Annotated in this window: 17 protein-coding genes, 1 pseudogene and 1 other annotated feature; of the genes and pseudogenes, 7 read left to right on the forward strand and 11 right to left on the reverse strand. The window is 57.8% G+C overall.

Annotated elements, in window-relative coordinates:
- Nucleotides 1-278 (forward strand): DUF1269 domain-containing protein (locus K787_RS0100005; protein ID WP_022652405.1); only part of this gene is annotated, 278 nt, incomplete at its 5' end.
- A gap of 197 nt (nucleotides 279-475) precedes the next feature.
- On the opposite strand, the pseudogene K787_RS25415 reads toward K787_RS0100005, so the two are convergent.
- From K787_RS25415 to K787_RS0100035, 6 genes and pseudogenes are all read right to left on the reverse strand, one after another.
- A pseudogene (locus K787_RS25415) lies at nucleotides 476-972 on the reverse strand (transposase); the annotation flags it as partial.
- Nucleotides 569-694, reverse strand: a sequence feature (AL1L pseudoknot). Its footprint overlaps the pseudogene before it by 126 nt.
- A gap of 89 nt (nucleotides 973-1,061) precedes the next feature.
- Nucleotides 1,062-2,603, reverse strand: coding sequence for a phospholipase D family protein (locus K787_RS0100015; protein ID WP_028614429.1), 1,542 nt, complete (start codon nucleotides 2,601-2,603; stop codon nucleotides 1,062-1,064).
- A 56-nt stretch (nucleotides 2,604-2,659) separates the two neighbouring features.
- The gene (locus K787_RS21735) at nucleotides 2,660-3,592 is read right to left on the reverse strand and encodes an efflux RND transporter periplasmic adaptor subunit (RefSeq protein WP_022960723.1); all 933 of its coding nucleotides are present in this window, start codon (nucleotides 3,590-3,592) and stop codon (nucleotides 2,660-2,662) included.
- 19 nt (nucleotides 3,593-3,611) lie between these two features.
- Nucleotides 3,612-3,821, reverse strand: coding sequence for a DUF1656 domain-containing protein (locus tag K787_RS0100025; protein WP_022960724.1), 210 nt, complete (start codon nucleotides 3,819-3,821; stop codon nucleotides 3,612-3,614).
- Nucleotides 3,818-5,794 (reverse strand): FUSC family protein, encoded by a 1,977-nt coding sequence (locus K787_RS0100030; protein WP_022960725.1) that lies wholly within the window; start codon nucleotides 5,792-5,794, stop codon nucleotides 3,818-3,820. Before K787_RS0100030 ends, K787_RS0100025 begins: the two co-directional genes overlap by 4 nt.
- Nucleotides 5,791-6,252 carry a MarR family winged helix-turn-helix transcriptional regulator gene (locus K787_RS0100035; RefSeq protein ID WP_022960726.1) on the reverse strand — a complete coding sequence of 154 codons (462 nt, stop codon included), beginning with the start codon at nucleotides 6,250-6,252 and terminating at the stop codon, nucleotides 5,791-5,793. Before K787_RS0100035 ends, K787_RS0100030 begins: the two co-directional genes overlap by 4 nt.
- Nucleotides 6,253-6,408: 156 nt before the next feature.
- On the opposite strand from K787_RS0100035, the gene K787_RS0100040 reads away from it, so the two are divergent.
- The 6 genes from K787_RS0100040 to rloA3 all read left to right on the forward strand — a co-directional run bounded on the left by K787_RS0100040 (nucleotide 6,409) and on the right by rloA3 (nucleotide 11,613).
- Nucleotides 6,409-7,032, forward strand: a complete 624-nt coding sequence (locus K787_RS0100040; protein ID WP_022960727.1) for a paraquat-inducible protein A — start codon at nucleotides 6,409-6,411, stop codon at nucleotides 7,030-7,032.
- Nucleotides 7,029-7,646, forward strand: a complete 618-nt coding sequence (locus K787_RS0100045; RefSeq protein WP_022960728.1) for a paraquat-inducible protein A — start codon at nucleotides 7,029-7,031, stop codon at nucleotides 7,644-7,646. The genes K787_RS0100040 and K787_RS0100045 overlap by 4 nt, the downstream gene beginning before the upstream one ends.
- Nucleotides 7,636-9,318, forward strand: a complete 1,683-nt coding sequence (locus K787_RS0100050; protein WP_022960729.1) for a PqiB family protein — start codon at nucleotides 7,636-7,638, stop codon at nucleotides 9,316-9,318. The genes K787_RS0100045 and K787_RS0100050 overlap by 11 nt, the downstream gene beginning before the upstream one ends.
- Entirely contained in the window at nucleotides 9,318-9,935 is a 618-nt protein-coding gene (locus K787_RS0100055) for a PqiC family protein (protein WP_022960730.1), read from the forward strand. Before K787_RS0100050 ends, K787_RS0100055 begins: the two co-directional genes overlap by 1 nt.
- A gap of 62 nt (nucleotides 9,936-9,997) precedes the next feature.
- Complete coding sequence (locus K787_RS0100060) at nucleotides 9,998-10,888, forward strand: aldo/keto reductase (protein WP_028614431.1); 891 nt, start codon at nucleotides 9,998-10,000, stop codon at nucleotides 10,886-10,888.
- Nucleotides 10,889-11,007: 119 nt separating this feature from the next.
- The gene (gene rloA3 / locus K787_RS21740) at nucleotides 11,008-11,613 is read left to right on the forward strand and encodes a retropepsin-like aspartic peptidase RloA3 (RefSeq protein ID WP_022960732.1); all 606 of its coding nucleotides are present in this window, start codon (nucleotides 11,008-11,010) and stop codon (nucleotides 11,611-11,613) included.
- Nucleotides 11,614-11,698: 85 nt separating this feature from the next.
- On the opposite strand, the gene K787_RS0100070 is transcribed toward rloA3, so the two are convergent.
- The 5 genes from K787_RS0100070 to K787_RS0100090 form a co-directional block, all read right to left on the reverse strand.
- Complete coding sequence (locus tag K787_RS0100070) at nucleotides 11,699-12,379, reverse strand: MarC family NAAT transporter (protein ID WP_022960733.1); 681 nt, start codon at nucleotides 12,377-12,379, stop codon at nucleotides 11,699-11,701.
- A gap of 816 nt (nucleotides 12,380-13,195) precedes the next feature.
- Complete coding sequence (locus tag K787_RS0100075) at nucleotides 13,196-15,205, reverse strand: DNA topoisomerase III (protein ID WP_022960734.1); 2,010 nt, start codon at nucleotides 15,203-15,205, stop codon at nucleotides 13,196-13,198.
- Nucleotides 15,206-15,444: 239 nt separating this feature from the next.
- Entirely contained in the window at nucleotides 15,445-15,891 is a 447-nt protein-coding gene (locus K787_RS0100080; RefSeq protein ID WP_022960735.1) for a single-stranded DNA-binding protein, read from the reverse strand.
- Between the two features lie 169 nt (nucleotides 15,892-16,060).
- The gene (locus K787_RS0100085) at nucleotides 16,061-16,588 is read right to left on the reverse strand and encodes a DUF3158 family protein (protein ID WP_022960736.1); all 528 of its coding nucleotides are present in this window, start codon (nucleotides 16,586-16,588) and stop codon (nucleotides 16,061-16,063) included.
- The gene (locus tag K787_RS0100090; RefSeq protein WP_022960737.1) at nucleotides 16,585-17,367 is read right to left on the reverse strand and encodes a PFL_4669 family integrating conjugative element protein; all 783 of its coding nucleotides are present in this window, start codon (nucleotides 17,365-17,367) and stop codon (nucleotides 16,585-16,587) included. The genes K787_RS0100085 and K787_RS0100090 overlap by 4 nt, the downstream gene beginning before the upstream one ends.
- Nucleotides 17,368-17,444 lie beyond the last annotated feature (77 nt).

A 17,444-nucleotide genomic window follows, 5' to 3' on the forward strand; every position in this document is an offset into this window, starting at 1 on the left:
CCGGTTTCGCCATCGGCGGGGCGGTGGGTGCAGGTGCCGGCGCACTTTCTGGAGCACTGGCAGACTATGGTATCAATGATGATTTCATCAAGTCACTTGGCGACACCCTACCCGCCAACTCCTCCGCCCTGTTCGTTCTGGTTCGCAAGGTGCAACCGGAAAAGGTGCTGGCTGAGTTCGCAGGCCTGCAGGGTAAAGTGCTGAAGACGTCGCTGTCCCCTGATCAGGAAAAGCGCCTGCAACAGGCCTTGTCGGACAGCATCAAACCCGCTGAGTGATAATAGCTCTGCTCGGTTCACATTCGGGCGAAATAATAGGTCAGGTTGGCTACAGCTGCCATCGCTGTGCATCAATGGTTTGTGGCTGACTGACCCCTGATTGCTTCGCCCTCACGCTGGGTCTCGCGGTACGGCTAGCGGGGGCAACGGTGTGCTTCCAGACTTCTCCAGCTGCTGTATGCCCACCAAAGGCATAGCTGCACTTCATCGCTCAACAGCTCGTCCTGTTTGGCACGAGCGCTTCGCAATTCGGGCTGACGGGCTTTGGCTGCATGCACGTAGTAACCGGACGGAGCGATCTGGATTACTCGACAGATCGACTCCGTAGCGGTCACGGTACTCGTCAACGAAGGCGCTCAGGGTTTGTGCGGCGCCGTGGTGCCGGCCAGACGAGCTCCGCCTGGGCAAAATAAGCACTGGCCAAGCGCAAAATCTCATTTGCCTTACGCAGCTCATGATTCTCGCGTTCCAGAGCCTTGATCCGCTCCCGTTCCTCAGTGGTCTGCCCCAGTCGGTGGCCTTGGTCAGTTTGATACTTGCGCATCCAGCTATGCAGCGTCTGGGAACACAGCCAATCTTGGGCGCAATGGACTCAATGGCGGCCCATTCGGACGGGTACGTCTTTCAAGTTCTCCAGAACCATGCGTACAGCACGTTCACGGACTTCAGGGGAGTAGCTGTTGGATTTCTTCATGCCTCATTCACTCAAAAGAGGATGCATTATTGTCAGTAATAAATGCCCGGCGGGTGTTTATCAGCCAATTCATCGTTTGGGCAGGACAATCAAAGCAACCATTCAATCGGTAATATCGACAGGAGAAACACGCCACTGCGCTTGAGAAAACTGGTGTTCGGTTCCCGCTCATAGCGGATCTCTCTGTCACCCACGCGCTCAACCCAGTAAAGCTGACCATTATCAGCCAGGCGAACCTCATAGGCGTTGGCCGGAATGGCGCTTTCAAAGGCGTGATGCACCGTCTGAGACAATGCCGGGCTGTCGATGACAAAGCCCAGTTCAGTATTCAGATTGGCCGAGCGCGGATCGAAATTGAACGAACCTACAAACATCCGCTCGCCGTCCACGGCAAAGGTTTTTGCATGCAGACTGGAGCCGGAACTGCCAAACGGCCCAGCGCTTTCATTGCGTTCGATGTGCGGCGACAGTTGGCGCATTTCAAACAATTGAATGCCCGCCTTGAGCAGATCCTTGCGCCGCTTGGCATAACCGGCATGTACTGCAGCCACGTCGGTGGCATCGAGCGAATTGGTCAGAATGCGGACGTTAATGCCCCGATTGGCCAAGGCAGTGAAGGCTTCGACGCCGGCGGCTGTTGGTACGAAGTAAGGCGAGACCAGCGCCACCTTATCCTTCGGCTCACCGAGAATTTGTCCCAGCTGATAGGTTAGTCTGCCCTCGGGCGATGTCTCACCCAAGCCCTTCGCTGGATCATCGCTGACCATACGGGTTTCGGCCCACTCCAAATGCAACTCTCCGGCCAGCAGCAGACGAATGAAGTCTGACTGGGAAACCGCTTCAACATAGTCCTTGGCAGCGGCATCTCTCTCAAGGTCTGCCGCGGTCTGGCTCAGCTGTGCGAGGCTTTCTTCAGAAACTGCAGGTACGATCTGTTCAACGGGATACGAGGATCCGCTGGCCCAGTAACGGTCAAAATCGGTCGAAACATGTTCGACAATCGGACCGATCGACAAGACATCCAGGTCGGCAAACAGAATGCCCTCGGTCGCACCGAAATACTCATCCCCGACATTCCGCCCGCCGACAATGGAAGCCTGGCTGTCCGCCGTGAAGGACTTGTTATGCATACGCCGATTGGCCCGGGAGAAATCCGTGATATAGCCCAGCCACTTGGGGTTGCGTACGGTGAAGGGATTGAACAGGCGCACTTCGATCTGGGGATGCAACGCCAATGCAGCCAGTTCAGTATCCAGTCCCGCGGTACCATTGTCGTCCAGCAGCAGCCTGACGCGCACGCCGCGGTCCGCCGCTTCATGGAGCTCCTCAAGCAATAACGTGCCGGTAATGTCGCCATGCCAGATGTAATACTGTACATCCAGTGTCCGCTCCGCAGTGCGGGCCAGTAGCACCCGTGCTGCAAAGGCGTCATGGGGATCTGCCAAGGCATGTATGCCGCTTTTACCTGGGTGCGCCATGACCCTCGGTGCCAGCGACTGACCAAGCCGAGTGGCCTGGCCTTGCTCGGTACTCAGGGCCGTAGAGGCAGCCTTATTGGGTATGGGCAAGGTGCAACCTCCTAGCAATGCAGCAGAGAAAAGAATAACGGGCAGCCATTTGCCTATTTTCATTGAATGGGAAAAGTCAGAAATGAACCTGTTCACTGATATCGTCCTTAAATGGGCTGTTAGGGGCGCGGGTTGTATTCTCTGTGCGCCCAGGGCGAGTCGCCAGCGAGTAGCATGTCATCGGCGCCATCCAGCGTGACGGTTACGGTGCGGCCGGCAATCAACTCGATCCCCTCGGGCACCTTGTCGATACTGATGCGCACCGGGATCCGTTGGGCCAGACGAATCCAGCTGAAGGTCGGATTGACGTTGGCCAGCAAGGTTCCCGAGGCGGTAGTGCGCTCCCGGTCATCAATACCGGCAGACAAACCCTCCACATGGCCGGTAAGAGGCTGATCTTCACCGACTATATGTATGGTCGCCTGGTCGCCCACATGAATGTGCTTCAATTTGGTCTCTTCAAAATATCCCGCGACATGAAAGCTGTCGCTATCCACCAGTGCCATTACCGGGTCGCCCGCAACGGCATAGGCACCAGGGCGCAGCGACAGGTTGGTAACGATGCCATTGACCGGCGCCCGCACCTCCGCCCGCTCCAGATTGATGTTGGCCAGTTCGAGATTGGCCACCGCTTCCTGGTGTTGCGCCTGGGTTTCTTCCATGGCGGATTGACGGTTATCCCGCTCCTGCTGGGAAACAGCATCCTGCAAGGTTGAATAGCGGTTCCATTCCCGCGCCGCCGAGTCCTGGCGGGCTTTTGCTGAAGCTACAGCAGCAGTGGCACGATTAAGTGCATTCTGCAGCCGGACCCGATCTACGGTGAACAGGACATCGCCGCGTTGTACGACTTGGTTGTCGCGCACCTGAACAGTTTCGATCCGCCCCGATACATCCGCCGCAAGGGCCACCACATCCGCACGGATCTTGCCGTCCCGGGTCTGCGGAGCATAGGTGTAATAGGAATAAAGCTGCCAGAGTACAAAGACTGCAGCGATGGCAACCGCAGCAGTCACCACTTTTTTGGACAAGCGAACCAGGGTAAGTCGAGACATTGGAGGTTAGGTATCCTTGTCAGGTAGTCAGATGACGCAAGGCCAACATGGCAATGCCGGTCAGCAGCAGAAACAAAGCGGTGTCGAACAGGGGACGCTGCCAGACAGTGCGGTAGAACCCAACGGATTCCAGCAGCCTGGACAATAACTGACGGCTGAAGAAAGCCAGCACAATACACAGCAGCAAAGGTGATATGAATACGCCAGCGATGTTGATCTCGCCAATCATGCTGAACGCTCCCAGGCCGGAGCTTGCCCAAAGAGCACCATGCGCAGGCCAACCAGAGCGCGGATAGGGACTGCGTTGTTAGTTTGATGCCACAGCGTGTTGAGCGCCCCATCGATCATGACAAGCAAGGCCACAGATGGCGTTTCACGATCAATGTCGTCACGCAGATGTCCCAGCAGACGGTCAGCCTTTTCCCGCTGGCCGGCACTCTGTGCATTGGCCCAGATACGCAAGTCGGCCACGTTGCTACCGATGCTCATGCGCTTCAGCAGATTGGTACTGAGCTCGGTCTTGCCTGATATCACCAGGCGCGTGGTCATGGAGGCTAACCGATCCAGGGTGCGGGTGATGTGCGCCTGCTGAGTTTCCGCGCTGGCGCTGTGGCTGAGCCTGATGGTTTCCCGGGTTTCCATTCGCATGAAGCGCAGCAAGGCGTGCTCAGCACCCAAAGTACGGAACAGGCCCGCACAGATCATCGCGACAAAGATGCCAGTCAGGCTGCCGAGAGCGTATTCCAGGAAAAACTCGAAGTCGTAGGGAATGTAATGCCCCTGCAGATTGATCGAGCTAAGCCCAAAGGCAAGCACCAGTACCGCCATCGGATTGGTCGCGGCCCAGACGCCCAGCGGCAGCATGAATAGCCCCATTGCCAGAGCAAAGGTCGGGAAGTCGCTGGCCAGCGGCAATAGCCCGTAACAAAGCCCACCGACCAGCACCAGAGCCAGCAGGGCGAAACGCCCGAACATGGCGATTGCCCGCCCTGCCTCGTCCCCGCTGCCAAAGAACCCCAGCGCGACAGTACCCAGCAAGGTGGCATTAGCGCCCTGCTCCCACCCGGTGGCCCACCACATGCCACACAATACGGCATAGGCAGTGAGAATGCTGGCCCCGACGCGCAACGCCAGGTCAGTGTCCGGCGGCAAGGAAAAGACCGGTGTTTCGTTGATATCCTGCGCCAGCGCCGGAGTCAGGCTCACCGCGCCAGCCAGGGCCTGATCAATCAATAGCACCTCGTGCCAGAGGTTGACGAGCCGCTCGATGATATCCGCCACATTGTCATGAACCAGTACCTGCCAGCTGTCGTCCGCGCCATCTTCCGCCGTACCGGGCAATGCACGAATGATCTGCGCCAGCCTGGGCGACGCAGCCGAACCGCTGGTGATCGCTGCCCGAGCCATATCCAACGCAGGGTTCAAACGCGAGCGCTGATGCGCGTCGATCGCATCCAGCCGCAGTTGCAACTCGGAGAGCAAGGGAATGATGCGCAGCAGCCGCTGCTGAATGGCCAGCGCATGACGCAGATCGCTGCGCGCCACTGTCGGGTCGTAACGCAGCTGGGAGGCCAACTGCGACAAATCGCTGATGTCGCTCAGGGTCTTCATTCGGTCATGCTGGGTTTTGGGGCTGTCGGCAGGCGCCTGCAAGGTATCTTCGATCCAGCTCTGCATGTCGGGTAGCCACCGACGCAGCGAGCCTCGCAACACCGAGTCCAATGAGCGCGGTGCAACCACGCTGTCCACAATCCCGCAGACAAAGATACCAATGCAGATCTCCGTCACCCGAGCCGCAACCATATCGAACATCAGGTCGGGTTTATCCACCCAAGCAACAGCCACCAGCATCAGGGTGATACCGAATAACTGAAACCCGTACCCGCGGGGGCTGCGATCGAGAATGGCCAGACTAAAGGCAGCAGTGGCAATCAACCCCGACATGATGATCAACAATAGCGGTGTATTGGCCAACAAGCCGACCATGAAGAGCGTTACCACTCCCGCTCCCAGCGTTCCAGCGAAGCGATAGGTGGATTTGGAGCGGATAGCGCCAGTGAGCGGGTTCATCACCACACAGCAGGTAACCAATGCCCAGTAGGGTTGGGGTAACCCAATCTTTACTGCTATCGCGAATGCGATCATCCCCGCCACAAACAGCTTTATGGAAAAGAGTATCTGTGGGTGGCCGATAGGGATCATTTGCGGGTGCGGGCGTGCTGATGATAGTCGATGGAACCTTGTTCAAGCAGCCGCAGGACCCGAGTGGCGCTGACCACTTCCGACTCGGACAATCCTGCGAACAGCTCCGCACGCAGGGCTTCCAGCGCCGCCTCCATGTGTAAGGCAATGCGGCGGCCCTCTGCAAGAACATAAATTGCTCGGGCTCGACGGTTGCGTGGAACCTCTCGGCGCTGCAGCAGGCCGGCCGCTTCAGCTTGATCCAGGGTACGTACCAGCGCACCAGGGTTAACGCCTATTTCCTCGGCAAGCACGCTCTGTTGTATGCCATCCCCGAGGCGATAGGCCAGCAGCAGTGCCTTGGCCAACGGCGGAGCCAATCCCGAGTCGGCCAGAGCGATATTAGCCGCTTGCCCCCATGCCCGGAGCACTGGCTGTATCGCGTTGGTCAAAGCATATAATGCAGCGGCAGACGCCATGTGTTTCTCCGGTTGTGCCATTACGGCTACTGTGAAGGGTCGCTCATCCTAGCACCGGCCTCCTAAGGGCGAATGAGCACAATTTACATTACAACAATTGCTTAGGCAATAATTAGTGGTAGCATACGCAACTATTGAACAGGATGTGGAAAGGTTATGTCGGGGCCTGAGATAAGCCAGGTACAGCTGGTCATTTGCGAGCATTGCGATTCGGTGTACCAACGCCCTGCCCTGGCACGCAAACAAACCGCCCATTGTCGGCGGTGCGGCGCTTTGTTGGACCGGGGCAGACGCCTGAACACCGATCAACTGCTGGCCCTGACCGCAGCCGCGGCCATTCTCTTCATATTTGCCAATACCTTTCCCATCATGGGCATCAGCATGCAAGGGCTGAACAACGAGGCGACCCTCTGGGCCACCGTGGAAGCACTGGCCCAGGGCCGCATCACCTTGATCGCACTGGTCACCGGTTTGAGCATTATCTTCGCCCCGGCCCTGCAGATCCTGTTGCTGGGCTGGGTGCTCGTGTATGCCCGCAGCGGGCGCGTTGCGCCGGGCTTTCGCATCTGCATGCGCACGCTTGAGCATTTGCGTCCCTGGAGCATGCTGGAAGTCTGCTTGCTCGGCATTCTGGTAGCCATCATCAAGCTGGCCGGCATGCTTCAGGTGCATCCAGGGGTCGGTCTCTGGGCCATGGCTATGCTCACGGTACTGATCATCCTGATCGGCGGCCGGGATGTGCGTCAGCTGTGGGATGAACTGGGAGTCAGCCAGCAATGAGCCTGCCTCCCTATGCCGCCGAGCTGGGACTGCAGCTTTGCCATGACTGCGGCAATGCCTGCCAACTTACCGATCACGAATGCCCTCGCTGTTGGTCTGTATTACACGCCCGCAAGCCGAACAGCCTCGGCCGCACCTGGGCGTTTCTGATCGGCGCGCTGATCCTTTATATACCGGCCAACCTGCTGCCCGTGATGTATACCGACATGCTTGGCAATGGTAGCGAAAGCACCATTCTCAGCGGCGTCATCGAATTCTGGCGAGGCGGCTCCTGGGATATCGCCCTGCTGATTTTCATCGCCAGCGTGGTGGTGCCCTGTATCAAGTTCTTTGTGCTCGGACTGCTATTGGTTACCGCCCAGCGCCGCAGCCGTTGGGCCATGCCGGAGCGCTCTCGACTCTACCGTTTAATTGAAATTATCGGCTACTGGTCGATGCTCGATGTACTGGTGGTTGCCCTGGTGGCGGCGCTGGTGCAATTCCGTGCACTGAGCACTATAGAACCACGTTTGGGCATTCTGTTCTTCGGCCTGGTAGTGGTACTGACGATGATGGCCTCCATGAGCTTCGATCCGCGACTGATTTGGGATGCAGAGAAAAACGATGTCCGATAACCCGCACCACCCCGGTTCCTCACCTGCCACTGCCGGCGACCCAGAAATACGACAGCGCCGTGTGCGCATTTCACTTATCTGGCTGGTCCCTATCGTTGCTGCATTAGTGGGGCTGTCCATGGTGGTACAGAGTTGGCTGTCTGCGGGCCCGCAGATCACCGTGAGCTTTTTAACCGCCGAGGGGCTGGAGGCGAACAAGACCCAGGTCAAATACAAGAATGTGATCATCGGCAGGGTCACCAGCATCAGCTTGAGTGAAGACCGAACCCGGGTCATTGCCACCATCGAATTGGATCAAAATACCGAAGCCTTTACCCTGGAAGATGCGCAGTTCTGGGTGGTTCGTCCGCGTATCGGTGCCAGTGGCGTATCAGGGGTTGATACTCTGCTGTCGGGCTCTTTCATTGGCGCCGACCCCGGCGATGTCACAGAATCCCGCCACGAATTCATCGGTCTCGAGGCGCCGCCGCCGGTGACCTTTGGTGTGGAAGGCAAGCGTTTCACCCTGCACACCAGCGATCTCGGTTCGCTCGGCGTGGGCTCGCCCCTCTATTACCGCCGCATTCCGGTAGGCCAGGTGGTTTCCTATGCCCTGAGCGAGGATGGCAAGGGCGTTGCCGTACAGATATTCGTCAATGCGCCCTATGATGAGTTCGTTACCGCGGACACGCGGTTCTGGAATGCCAGCGGCGTGGATGTCTCCCTCGCCGCCGACGGCTTCAAGGTCAACACCCAATCGCTGTCGTCGATTCTCGCTGGCGGGATCTCCTTCCGGGCGCCGAGTTACAGTCCCAACACCGACCCAGCTACCGAGGATAGCAAGTTCGCGTTATTCGACGACGTGGACCAGGCGATGGCGCCCGATGATGGCTCAGCGCGCTTCGTGCAGATGCGTTTCGATCAGACCCTACGCGGACTCAATGTCGATGCGCCGGTGGAGTTTCTTGGCGTGCCGATCGGCCGGGTGGTATCGGTCAACCTGGATTACGACGAGCAAAGGAAAAACTTCCCGGTATTGGTGGGCGCCGTCATCTATCCCAATCGCCTCGGTGCCGCCCATGACAAGCTGCTGGCACTGATTGAAGGTAGTGATGAAGAGCGCAGCGCACACCTGATCAGGGTATTTGTCGAGCGCGGGCTGCGCGCCCAGGCACGCACCGGCAACCTGCTGACCGGTCAGCTCTATATCTCACTGGATTTCGACGACCGTGCGACCGACGTGGTGTTCGATCCGCATGCACGACCGCTGGTCATCCCTACCATACCGGGTAGTTTCGACAAGCTGCAGGAACAGCTGCAGGCGATGGTGGACAAGCTCAGCAAATTGCCGATCGAGTCGATGGCCAATAATCTCGACGGCAGCCTGAGCGAGTTGCGCAAAACGCTCGAGCAAGTCAACAGCGGCGTGCTGCCTCAACTGCAGAGTACCCTGGAGCGTTCGGAGCAGACCTTGGATAATGCCAACCAAGCGCTGACTGATGGCTCACCCCAGCGCCAACAAGTGGGCGACACCCTTGAAGAAGTACAGCGCGCAGTACGTTCCGTGCGAGTACTGACAGACTACCTGAGCCGTCACCCCGAATCCCTTATCCGCGGGCGCGGTAACGCCGAGTCGCCAGCCAGCTTCAAGGGCGGCTCCACCTCTCGCGAACTCAATACGGAATCCCAATAATGACCCTGCGCCGCTATCTACCGACGTCTCTGCTCCTGTTAAGCAGCCTGCTGGTGCTGAGTGCCTGCAGCTCCACGCCTATGCAATACCGCACGCTGATTCCAACGCAGCCTGCCGCAGCAGGTGTTCAAACCAAGGCAGACTTTCAGCTGCAGATAATGCCCGTGCGTATACCGGTACAGGTCGACCAGCCCAGCTTGGTCATCCGCGAGAGCGACGGCCGCCTGACCATCCTGGAAAATGCCCTCTGGGCGTCGCCACCGGCCGATGAGTTCCACGATGCCCTGGCCTTCGAACTGGAAAACCGCCTCGGCGTCCGCGATCTGGCGGGGCTTCCAGGCACCGCCGATCAGCCAGTACTGACCGTTCGTACCGATGTGCGCCGCTTCGACTCGGTGCCAGGCAGCCATACTGCGCTGGATGTGGTGTGGAATATCGAGTTCAGTAATGGCCAGACACACCAGGCGCTGACCTGCGCGAGCCTCATCAGCGAGCCGGCTACCGCTGAACTGGACAGCCTGGTGCTAGCGCATCAACGCTCCATCAGCAAATTGGCGGATGAGATTGCCGGGACTGCGCGACAATGGACCAGACAGAGCACCACTGTTTGTCCTTGATCAGTAAAGGCTAGATATCATCGGTATCGATGTATTGTCAGATGAAGAAGGTAAACACCAAAATGAAAAGCCCCACGCTCACATTGAACAACGGTATCCAGATCCCTGCCCTCGGCCTTGGCGTTTACCAAAGCGGCCCCGAAGAAACCATTGATGTCGTAACAACCGCCATAACCAATGGTTATCGTCTGATTGACACCGCTGCCGCTTACGGCAACGAACGGCAAGTTGGCCAAGGCATCGCCAAGAGTGGCATCGACCGCTCCGAACTGTTCGTCATCACCAAGCTGTGGCTCAGTGATTATGGCTATGACCAAGCCCTGCACGCCTTTGATCGCAGCATGGGCAAGCTGGGTCTCGATACGCTGGACATGTACCTGCTGCACTGGCCGATGCCGACCGAGTTCGAGTCCACGATCGACGCGTGGAAGGCCGCCCAGAAGCTGTTGGAAGAGGGACGCGTGCGCGCCATTGGTGTGTGCAACTTTACCCCGGCGCACCTGGATACCCTGATTGAACATACCGGCATAGTGCCCGCCTTGAACCAGGTGGAATTGCACCCGCTCTTTGTGCAGAAGGCCCTGACAGAGGCGCATGAGAAACATGGCATCACTACCCAGGCCTGGTCGCCAATCGGCGGTGTCCAGCGTTACTCGGTCAAGGAAGGACGGCCGTCCCAGGACCCGCTGCAGCATCCTGTCATTACGGAACTTGCCGACAAGTATGCCAAGACCGCAGCCCAGATTGTCCTGCGCTGGCATATCGAGCATGGCTTCTCGGCCATCCCGAAATCAGTTCGGGCACAGCGGATCACCGAGAACATCGATATCTTCGACTTTGCCCTGACCCTGGATGAGGTGCAGGCTATAGATGCGCTCGACAGTGGCGCCCGCGGGGGCCCCGACCCGGAACTGGTGGACACGACACTCTACAACTTCAAGATCAAGGATTGAGCCTGATTGCGTGCCCCAGAAGACGCTGGTGATACCAGTACAAAAAGGCTGATCCTCGAGCGCGCAGGCACTTTACTGCTCTGCGCCGGTCTATCTTGTTTTTTCACATAGGGTATTTTATGCAGTTGTCTATCAAGGGCTTTTCCATCGCCGCGCTGTTGGGCGCATCCATGCTATCCGGTGCGATATTTGCTGAGGAGCCGGTGGAAAGTGGCAATCCGCCCGAAGAAATCACTCAGGCGGGCGATGTAGCCAGCAAGGTCGTGGTTGGATGGATTGAAAAGGGTCTGATTCTGCCTGAACAGACCGCGGTAAAAATCAAGATAGATTCCGGTGCGCTTATCTCGTCCATGCACGCGGTCAATCTGGAAGAATTTACCCGTAAGGATAAAAAGTGGGTCCGCTACGACGTCACAGTGAAGGATATAGATACTGACGAACGGGTGACCATGAATTTCGAACAACCGCTCTATCGGGAAATGACGGTGCGCGGTGCGGGGGGCGTGGATCATCGACCGGTGGTGAAGATGCGCATGTGCATCGGCAACCGCGTTTTCGAAGAACAGTTTTCCCTGCGCGACCGTAGCGATATGAACTATCCGGTGCTGCTCGGCCGCCAGACCATCGACCGCATTGGTCTGATCGATGTGGCGAGCACCTTCATGCTGCCCCTCGATTGCCCAGACAGCGGTCTGGAGAAAAACGCAGCCACCAGCAGAAGCTGACGGACGACGGGTTTACCAGAGCGACGGGGCTCCCGTAGAGCAGCCCCGCATCAGGATCAATCGACTGCTCAGAGGGAGATGAAACTCAGGCAGCGTACTGAGTCACGATTTCCAGTATTCCATTTATCAGAAATTGAACGCCCATGCAGACAAGCAAAAAGCCCATGACGCGTGCAATCGCCTCTACCCCGCCCTCTCCGATGATCTTGACGATACGCCCGGCATAGCGCAGGCAGACCCAGAATATAGCACCCAGCACAATGAATACGATAACCGGCGCGAGCATAAGCGTCAGGGTCGAATAGGGAACGGTGCCGGGCCGTGTAGACGCCGCGGCACTGATGATGAACGCAATGGTTCCTGGCCCCGCTGTTCCAGGCAACGCAAGCGGAACGAAAGCGATATTGATAGGTTTGCGCCGAGCCGCCGCATCGGCATTAGCCTCAGCTTCGGGTATGTCATCGACAGCGTGTGTGGGAAATAGCATGGTGAAGCCGATGAAAGCGACAATCAGCCCACCGGCAATGCGTAAGCCGGGAATTGAAATGCCAAATGATTGCATCACCCAATGACCGGAAAAATAGGTGATCAGCATGATTGCCACAACATAAATCGTTGCCTGGGTGATTTGCCGGTTGCGCTCCTGTATCGACAAGGTGCGCCCCAATGACAGCAGCAGCGTAACCGATGTCAGCGGGTTGGCTAATGGCAGCATGAGCGCAACGCCCAGCCCGACGACGGTAAATAATTCAATTACTTGATCCATGAATCCCTCAAATTTTTAATGAATACCCCAGCAAGCTGGGTGCCGAAGCCATTTAGGCTATCACGGTTGCCGTATTGGAATGGTAAACCCGCAGTAGGTCGCCAGCCGCCGCGCTGACCCCGACGACACACAACGCTGCCTGCCAGTTCGAGATTGCCGTCACTCCATGACCGCCACATGAACTATCCGATGCTACCCGTTCGCCGGACCATGTCGCTGGTAGTAAATAGTGAGCGCGTAAACATCATCTCCCAGTGGACGGAAACGCTTTTGGTCTTAAATGGGGCAATAGAGTGAGGGTGCATGCATATCTCTCCTGTGCGTGTGGCCTCGGGCGGTGATCACCGTCCGGGGTATTGCGTGTGGGCAGGAGAAAGATGCCGAAAACCAGGTGGTCTTCGGCTCGGGAGGAAGAAGCCACCCGTGGGCTGGTGCAGGTTACGGTCGTCGGTAGAACCGGTCGCTGTTTCAGCATTCACACCCGACCCGTATCGTGGCTGGGTCGGTATTATCTGGCGCACATCCGCGCACAAAGGGAGCCCGTTGTTTCACCGGCGGGCGCCGGCAATGAGTACCGTTGACCGTGTAAGGTCTCCTGATGCAAGGGCCAGATGACCACCCGGACATCAGGAGACCTCACTCGGCGGACGGAAGAATCAGTGATAAATAGAATGCGTTATCGGCTATTCAGTGAAAAGCCACCTTCTTGCCCCGCAGCCATCGCTGGCGCAGCGGGGGCGCACACTGACAGTGAAGGTACTGCGTGCGTGGAAATCCCGTGAGAGTCACGAGAAGGGGAAATCATAGATGACCAGATCAGGATGATTTAGCGCTGCGGCGCTTTCGTGGTGCTGCACGCGATGCCTTACTAGTCCCTATCGGGACGGTACCTTTACAGTCAGGATAACGCCCGCATGACCAGAAAGGGCCGCTCTTGCTGCTACGCTGGCGTGTGGCACCGCCGCACTGCGGGCATGGTGGTCCCTGGGGAATCTTTATAGACAATGAAGTGCCCCGATACTGCCCGATCAACTGCGTGATCCACGCTGCCTGCTTGTCGATGAAGGTGTCAAGCGCGAGCTGCCCGGTTTCTATCATGTCGAGTGCCTGCTCCCACACGGCCGTCGTGCCTGGGTCGGCAATCGCCGCAGGTACTGCGTCAATCAAGGTGAATGCCGCGTCCGAGGCGCGGATAGCCCGCCCCTTCTTCACAATGTAGCCGCGTACAATAAGACCGCCGATGATGTTCGCACGCGTGGCTTCAGTGCCAATGCCGACCGTATCCTTGAGCTTCTGCTTCAGTCGCGGATCTGACACCAGTTTGGCGACATGCTTCATGGACTTGACCAGCTCGCCCTGGGTGTAGGCCCTGGGCGGCAGCGTCTTGAGCGCCTTCAGATCAATACCAGCCACTTGGCATGTCATACCGTTGCGCAGCGCTGGCAGCACTTGAACGCGGGATACCGTGTTGCCCTCCTCGGCACCCTGCGGCTCGGCCAGCACCAGGCGCCAGCCCGTGACGGCTACCTGCTTGCCTGTGGACACCAGCGCCTGCTCGCCACAGGACAGACTCACCACTGTGCGATCGTATTCATGATGCGCCAGAAACTGCGCCAGATAGTGAGATCGGATCAACCGATACACGGCCAACTCCTTCTCGTTCATGGCCGACAGGTTGGCAGGCTCTAACGTCGGAATGATGCCGTGGTGGGCAGTGACCTTGCCATCGTTCCAGGCACGAGACTGAAAGGATCGATCGAGCTGGTGCATGATCGCTCCCAGCGTGGGGTCGGACTTGAACAGACTGTCGAGGACGGTGGACACTTCGGCAAACATGCTTTCGGGCAGGTAGCCGCAATCCGAGCGTGGATAGGTCGTCGCCTTATGCTTCTCGTAGAGGGCCTGGGCAATATCCAGAGTTTCCTGCACATCCAGCCCGAGTTGCCTGGAACACACCTCCTGCAAGGTGCCCAGGTCAAACAGCAGTGGTGGGCCTTCGCGCACGCGTTCGGTCTCAACCGAGTCCACCTGAACACTGCTTGCGGCACGGAGCTGCTGTTCAGCCTGCTGCGCAACTGGCTGCTGAAGGCATCGGCCGGCATCATCGGTACTGGCAGCGGGCGCTACCCACTGTGCAGTGAATGCCCGGCCACTTGCTGATAAATCCACCTCGATAGCCCAGTACGACACGGAAACGAAACGTGCAATCTCGCGGTCGCGATCCACCACAAGCTTCAGTGTCGGGGTCTGAACACGTCCAACCGACAGCACGCCATCGTAGCCCGCCTGCCTTCCCAGCAATGTAAAAAGTCGGCTGAGGTTCATGCCCACCAGCCAATCGGCCCGTGAACGTGCCAGCGCTGAATAGTACATCGGCAAGGTCTCGGCCGAAGGCCGCAGCTTACCGAGCGCAGCGCGAATAGAAACATCGTTCAGGGCGGACAACCACAGCCGTTCGACGGGACCGCGATAGCCGCACAGATCGATAATCTCCCGGGCGATCAGTTCGCCCTCACGGTCGGCATCGGTGGCAATGACCAGTTGGGTCGCTTTCGACAAAAGTGCCTTGACGACCTTGAATTGCGTGGCAGTCCTGGGTTTCACCTCGACCCGCCAATGCTGGGGGATGATGGGCAACTGCTCTATAGTCCAACGCTTGAGCTGCTCGTCGTAGGTCTCAGGTGGTGCTGCTTCCACGAGATGACCGATGCACCAGGTCACCGCAATACCGGTAGCGTTGTAGCAACCATTGCCGCGTTGCTTTACACCCAGTATGCGAGCGATGTCCTTACCCTGCGAAGGCTTCTCACACAGATACACACGCATGTAGCCTCCTCGGAAAGTCTGTGCTGTTCATCGAATGAGCAACAGCATGTCCGAGTCGGGAGCGGCAGGCCGCAAACAAGGTGGACTTCAAAGTCACCGTTATCTTCATCTGTAGGCGACTGGAGCCCAGTGGCACTCGTTGGAACCATCCCCAAGGGATAATCTCTGATCATTCGGTCATATAGGTGCTGGTGCATGGCGGGCGACTGCGAACGGCTACAGGCGCCCCCATAACCTGTTCAGACCGTGGTTTTTCTCGCTTTTCGTACCTTCGGCTGCTCTGTTTCGTTGGGCTTCGCTTCTCCCTCGATTTCCTGCTGTTTAGGGCTGAGCGTTACCGTCTCCAAGCGGTAGGGCAAGATGCCGACAGTGCGGGCCTTGATACGGTAGGTAGTACGCGGGTTGTTGTCGTCATCCGTCCAGTCGTCACGCTCCACGCGGCCAGTGACCATCACGCGCATGCTCTTCTTGAACAGCGTGGCCCAGTGCTCGGCATCGCGGTGCCACCAATCCACGGACATCCAAAACCCACCACGATCCTCATAGCCGCCGTCCTTGGTCGGCACAGGATTGTCGAAAAAGACGTTGAGCCGCAAGACCCTTCGCGGCTCCTCATTGCCGTTGGGATACTCATCGAACTCGGGATCTGAACCGATGTTACCTTCACCTGAAAAATGCGTGCTCATGTTGCAATCTCCATCAGGATGGTTAAATACCTGCGTCGGCTTGTGTCAATGCAGGTGCTGCTGGTCGATGAACGACCGGACAAGGTCGCAGCCAATGAAATGCCACTAAAGCCCCATGTTCACTGCGCCCGAGGTGCTACAGCCGATCACCGGTATGCGGTCGGCGGACTCATGGCAATGGTCTCCCCCTGCGAGAGCTGCTGATGGCGATCTCAGTCATTCGGCGCAGATAAGCATCCTCTGCCTGCAACATCTTGTTGGCGCAGTCCCGCGCCTGTCTGCCAAGCGTATGTAACAGGCTCACCTGCATATTGATCGTGATCCGCGCCTGTTCGATGGCCAGAAAATCTTCCAGCAGATTGACCGGCGTGCTGGTACTGGCCATCAACTCTTGCCACAGGGCTACGCCCATGACCGAGCGATCGTGCTTGCGCCAGCGCAAAAAGACCGTGCCAGCGCCAGTGTTCTGCTGGGCCAGTTCCACATCCAACAGGTTAAAGGGATAGCCGCCCGCCTGTTCCAGGACCCGCCGCTGCGCCATGCCAATCATTTCGTCGCGCAGTGCGAAACACTGGTTGGCCCAATCGTCAAAATCCCCCTTACCTTTAAAAGGTTTTAAAAGGCCTTTTAGATAGGCTGCGTGTTCCAGCCTGGTGAAGTCCTCTCGTTGCAGCGGATGAAAACGTCGATCGCTCATACCGGCTCCTCACCTTCTTCGGTTGTCTCCGGTACTTCGCTTGCATCGACATCACCCTCTGCAAGCTCTGCGGCATCTTCCACTGGCTTGCTGTGCTGCTGCAGTCCTCGGCGAATAATCGGTGGCGCAAATCGTGATCGGCGCGTGCCTTCAAGCACGTCCTGTGGCAGATCGCCAAGTTTCTCCTGCGCTGCCCGGGCCGCTGCATTCCTGGCGGCGAAATCGTCGCGGGTACAGCCGGAGTACCGGTATTGCTGCGCCAGGCTGAATAGGCTTCGCAATGCGTGTCCACCTTCGTGCAGCCACCGTTCCAACGTGCCGCGATCAATCAGTGCGGTGTGGTGCGCCAGAATCAACTTGCGGGCGATATCGTCGTATTCGGCCAGCAGATAGACCGCACTGAACCCCAGTTGAGCATTCACAAACAGGGGAAGCTTGACCGGCTGGACGTTCAGGTTCTCACCTATCGACAATGCGGGTGGCACACCAGAGAGAGCCCGCTCGACCTGCTCGTGCAATGACTGCAGAGCCGACTTTGTCTGTTCAAGCTTTTCTTCAATGCGAAGCATCCACCAGTCCGAGTACGGATCATCCTGCTCCGCGCCCCTCTTCATTTTGTTCATGACGGCGATATAGCCGTTTAGCCCGACGATGCCAGGGCGACCTTCGGCAGGAGCACGTCCATGCCAGATGCGAGATGCATGGTGGGTATGCAGGGTCAAGGTCATCACACTGCGAAGCGAACCGAGGTTCAATCTCAAGGACTCATTGGTGGCCATGGCAACAACTCACATTCGAATAGGGAGTTGCCAGCTTCGAGAGAATCCGGAGGGCAGTCAGTCAACAAACCGCCACC

The sequence above is a fragment of the Halopseudomonas pelagia CL-AP6 genome (genome assembly GCF_000410875.1).
Classification (GTDB): Bacteria; Pseudomonadota; Gammaproteobacteria; order Pseudomonadales; family Pseudomonadaceae; genus Halopseudomonas; species Halopseudomonas pelagia.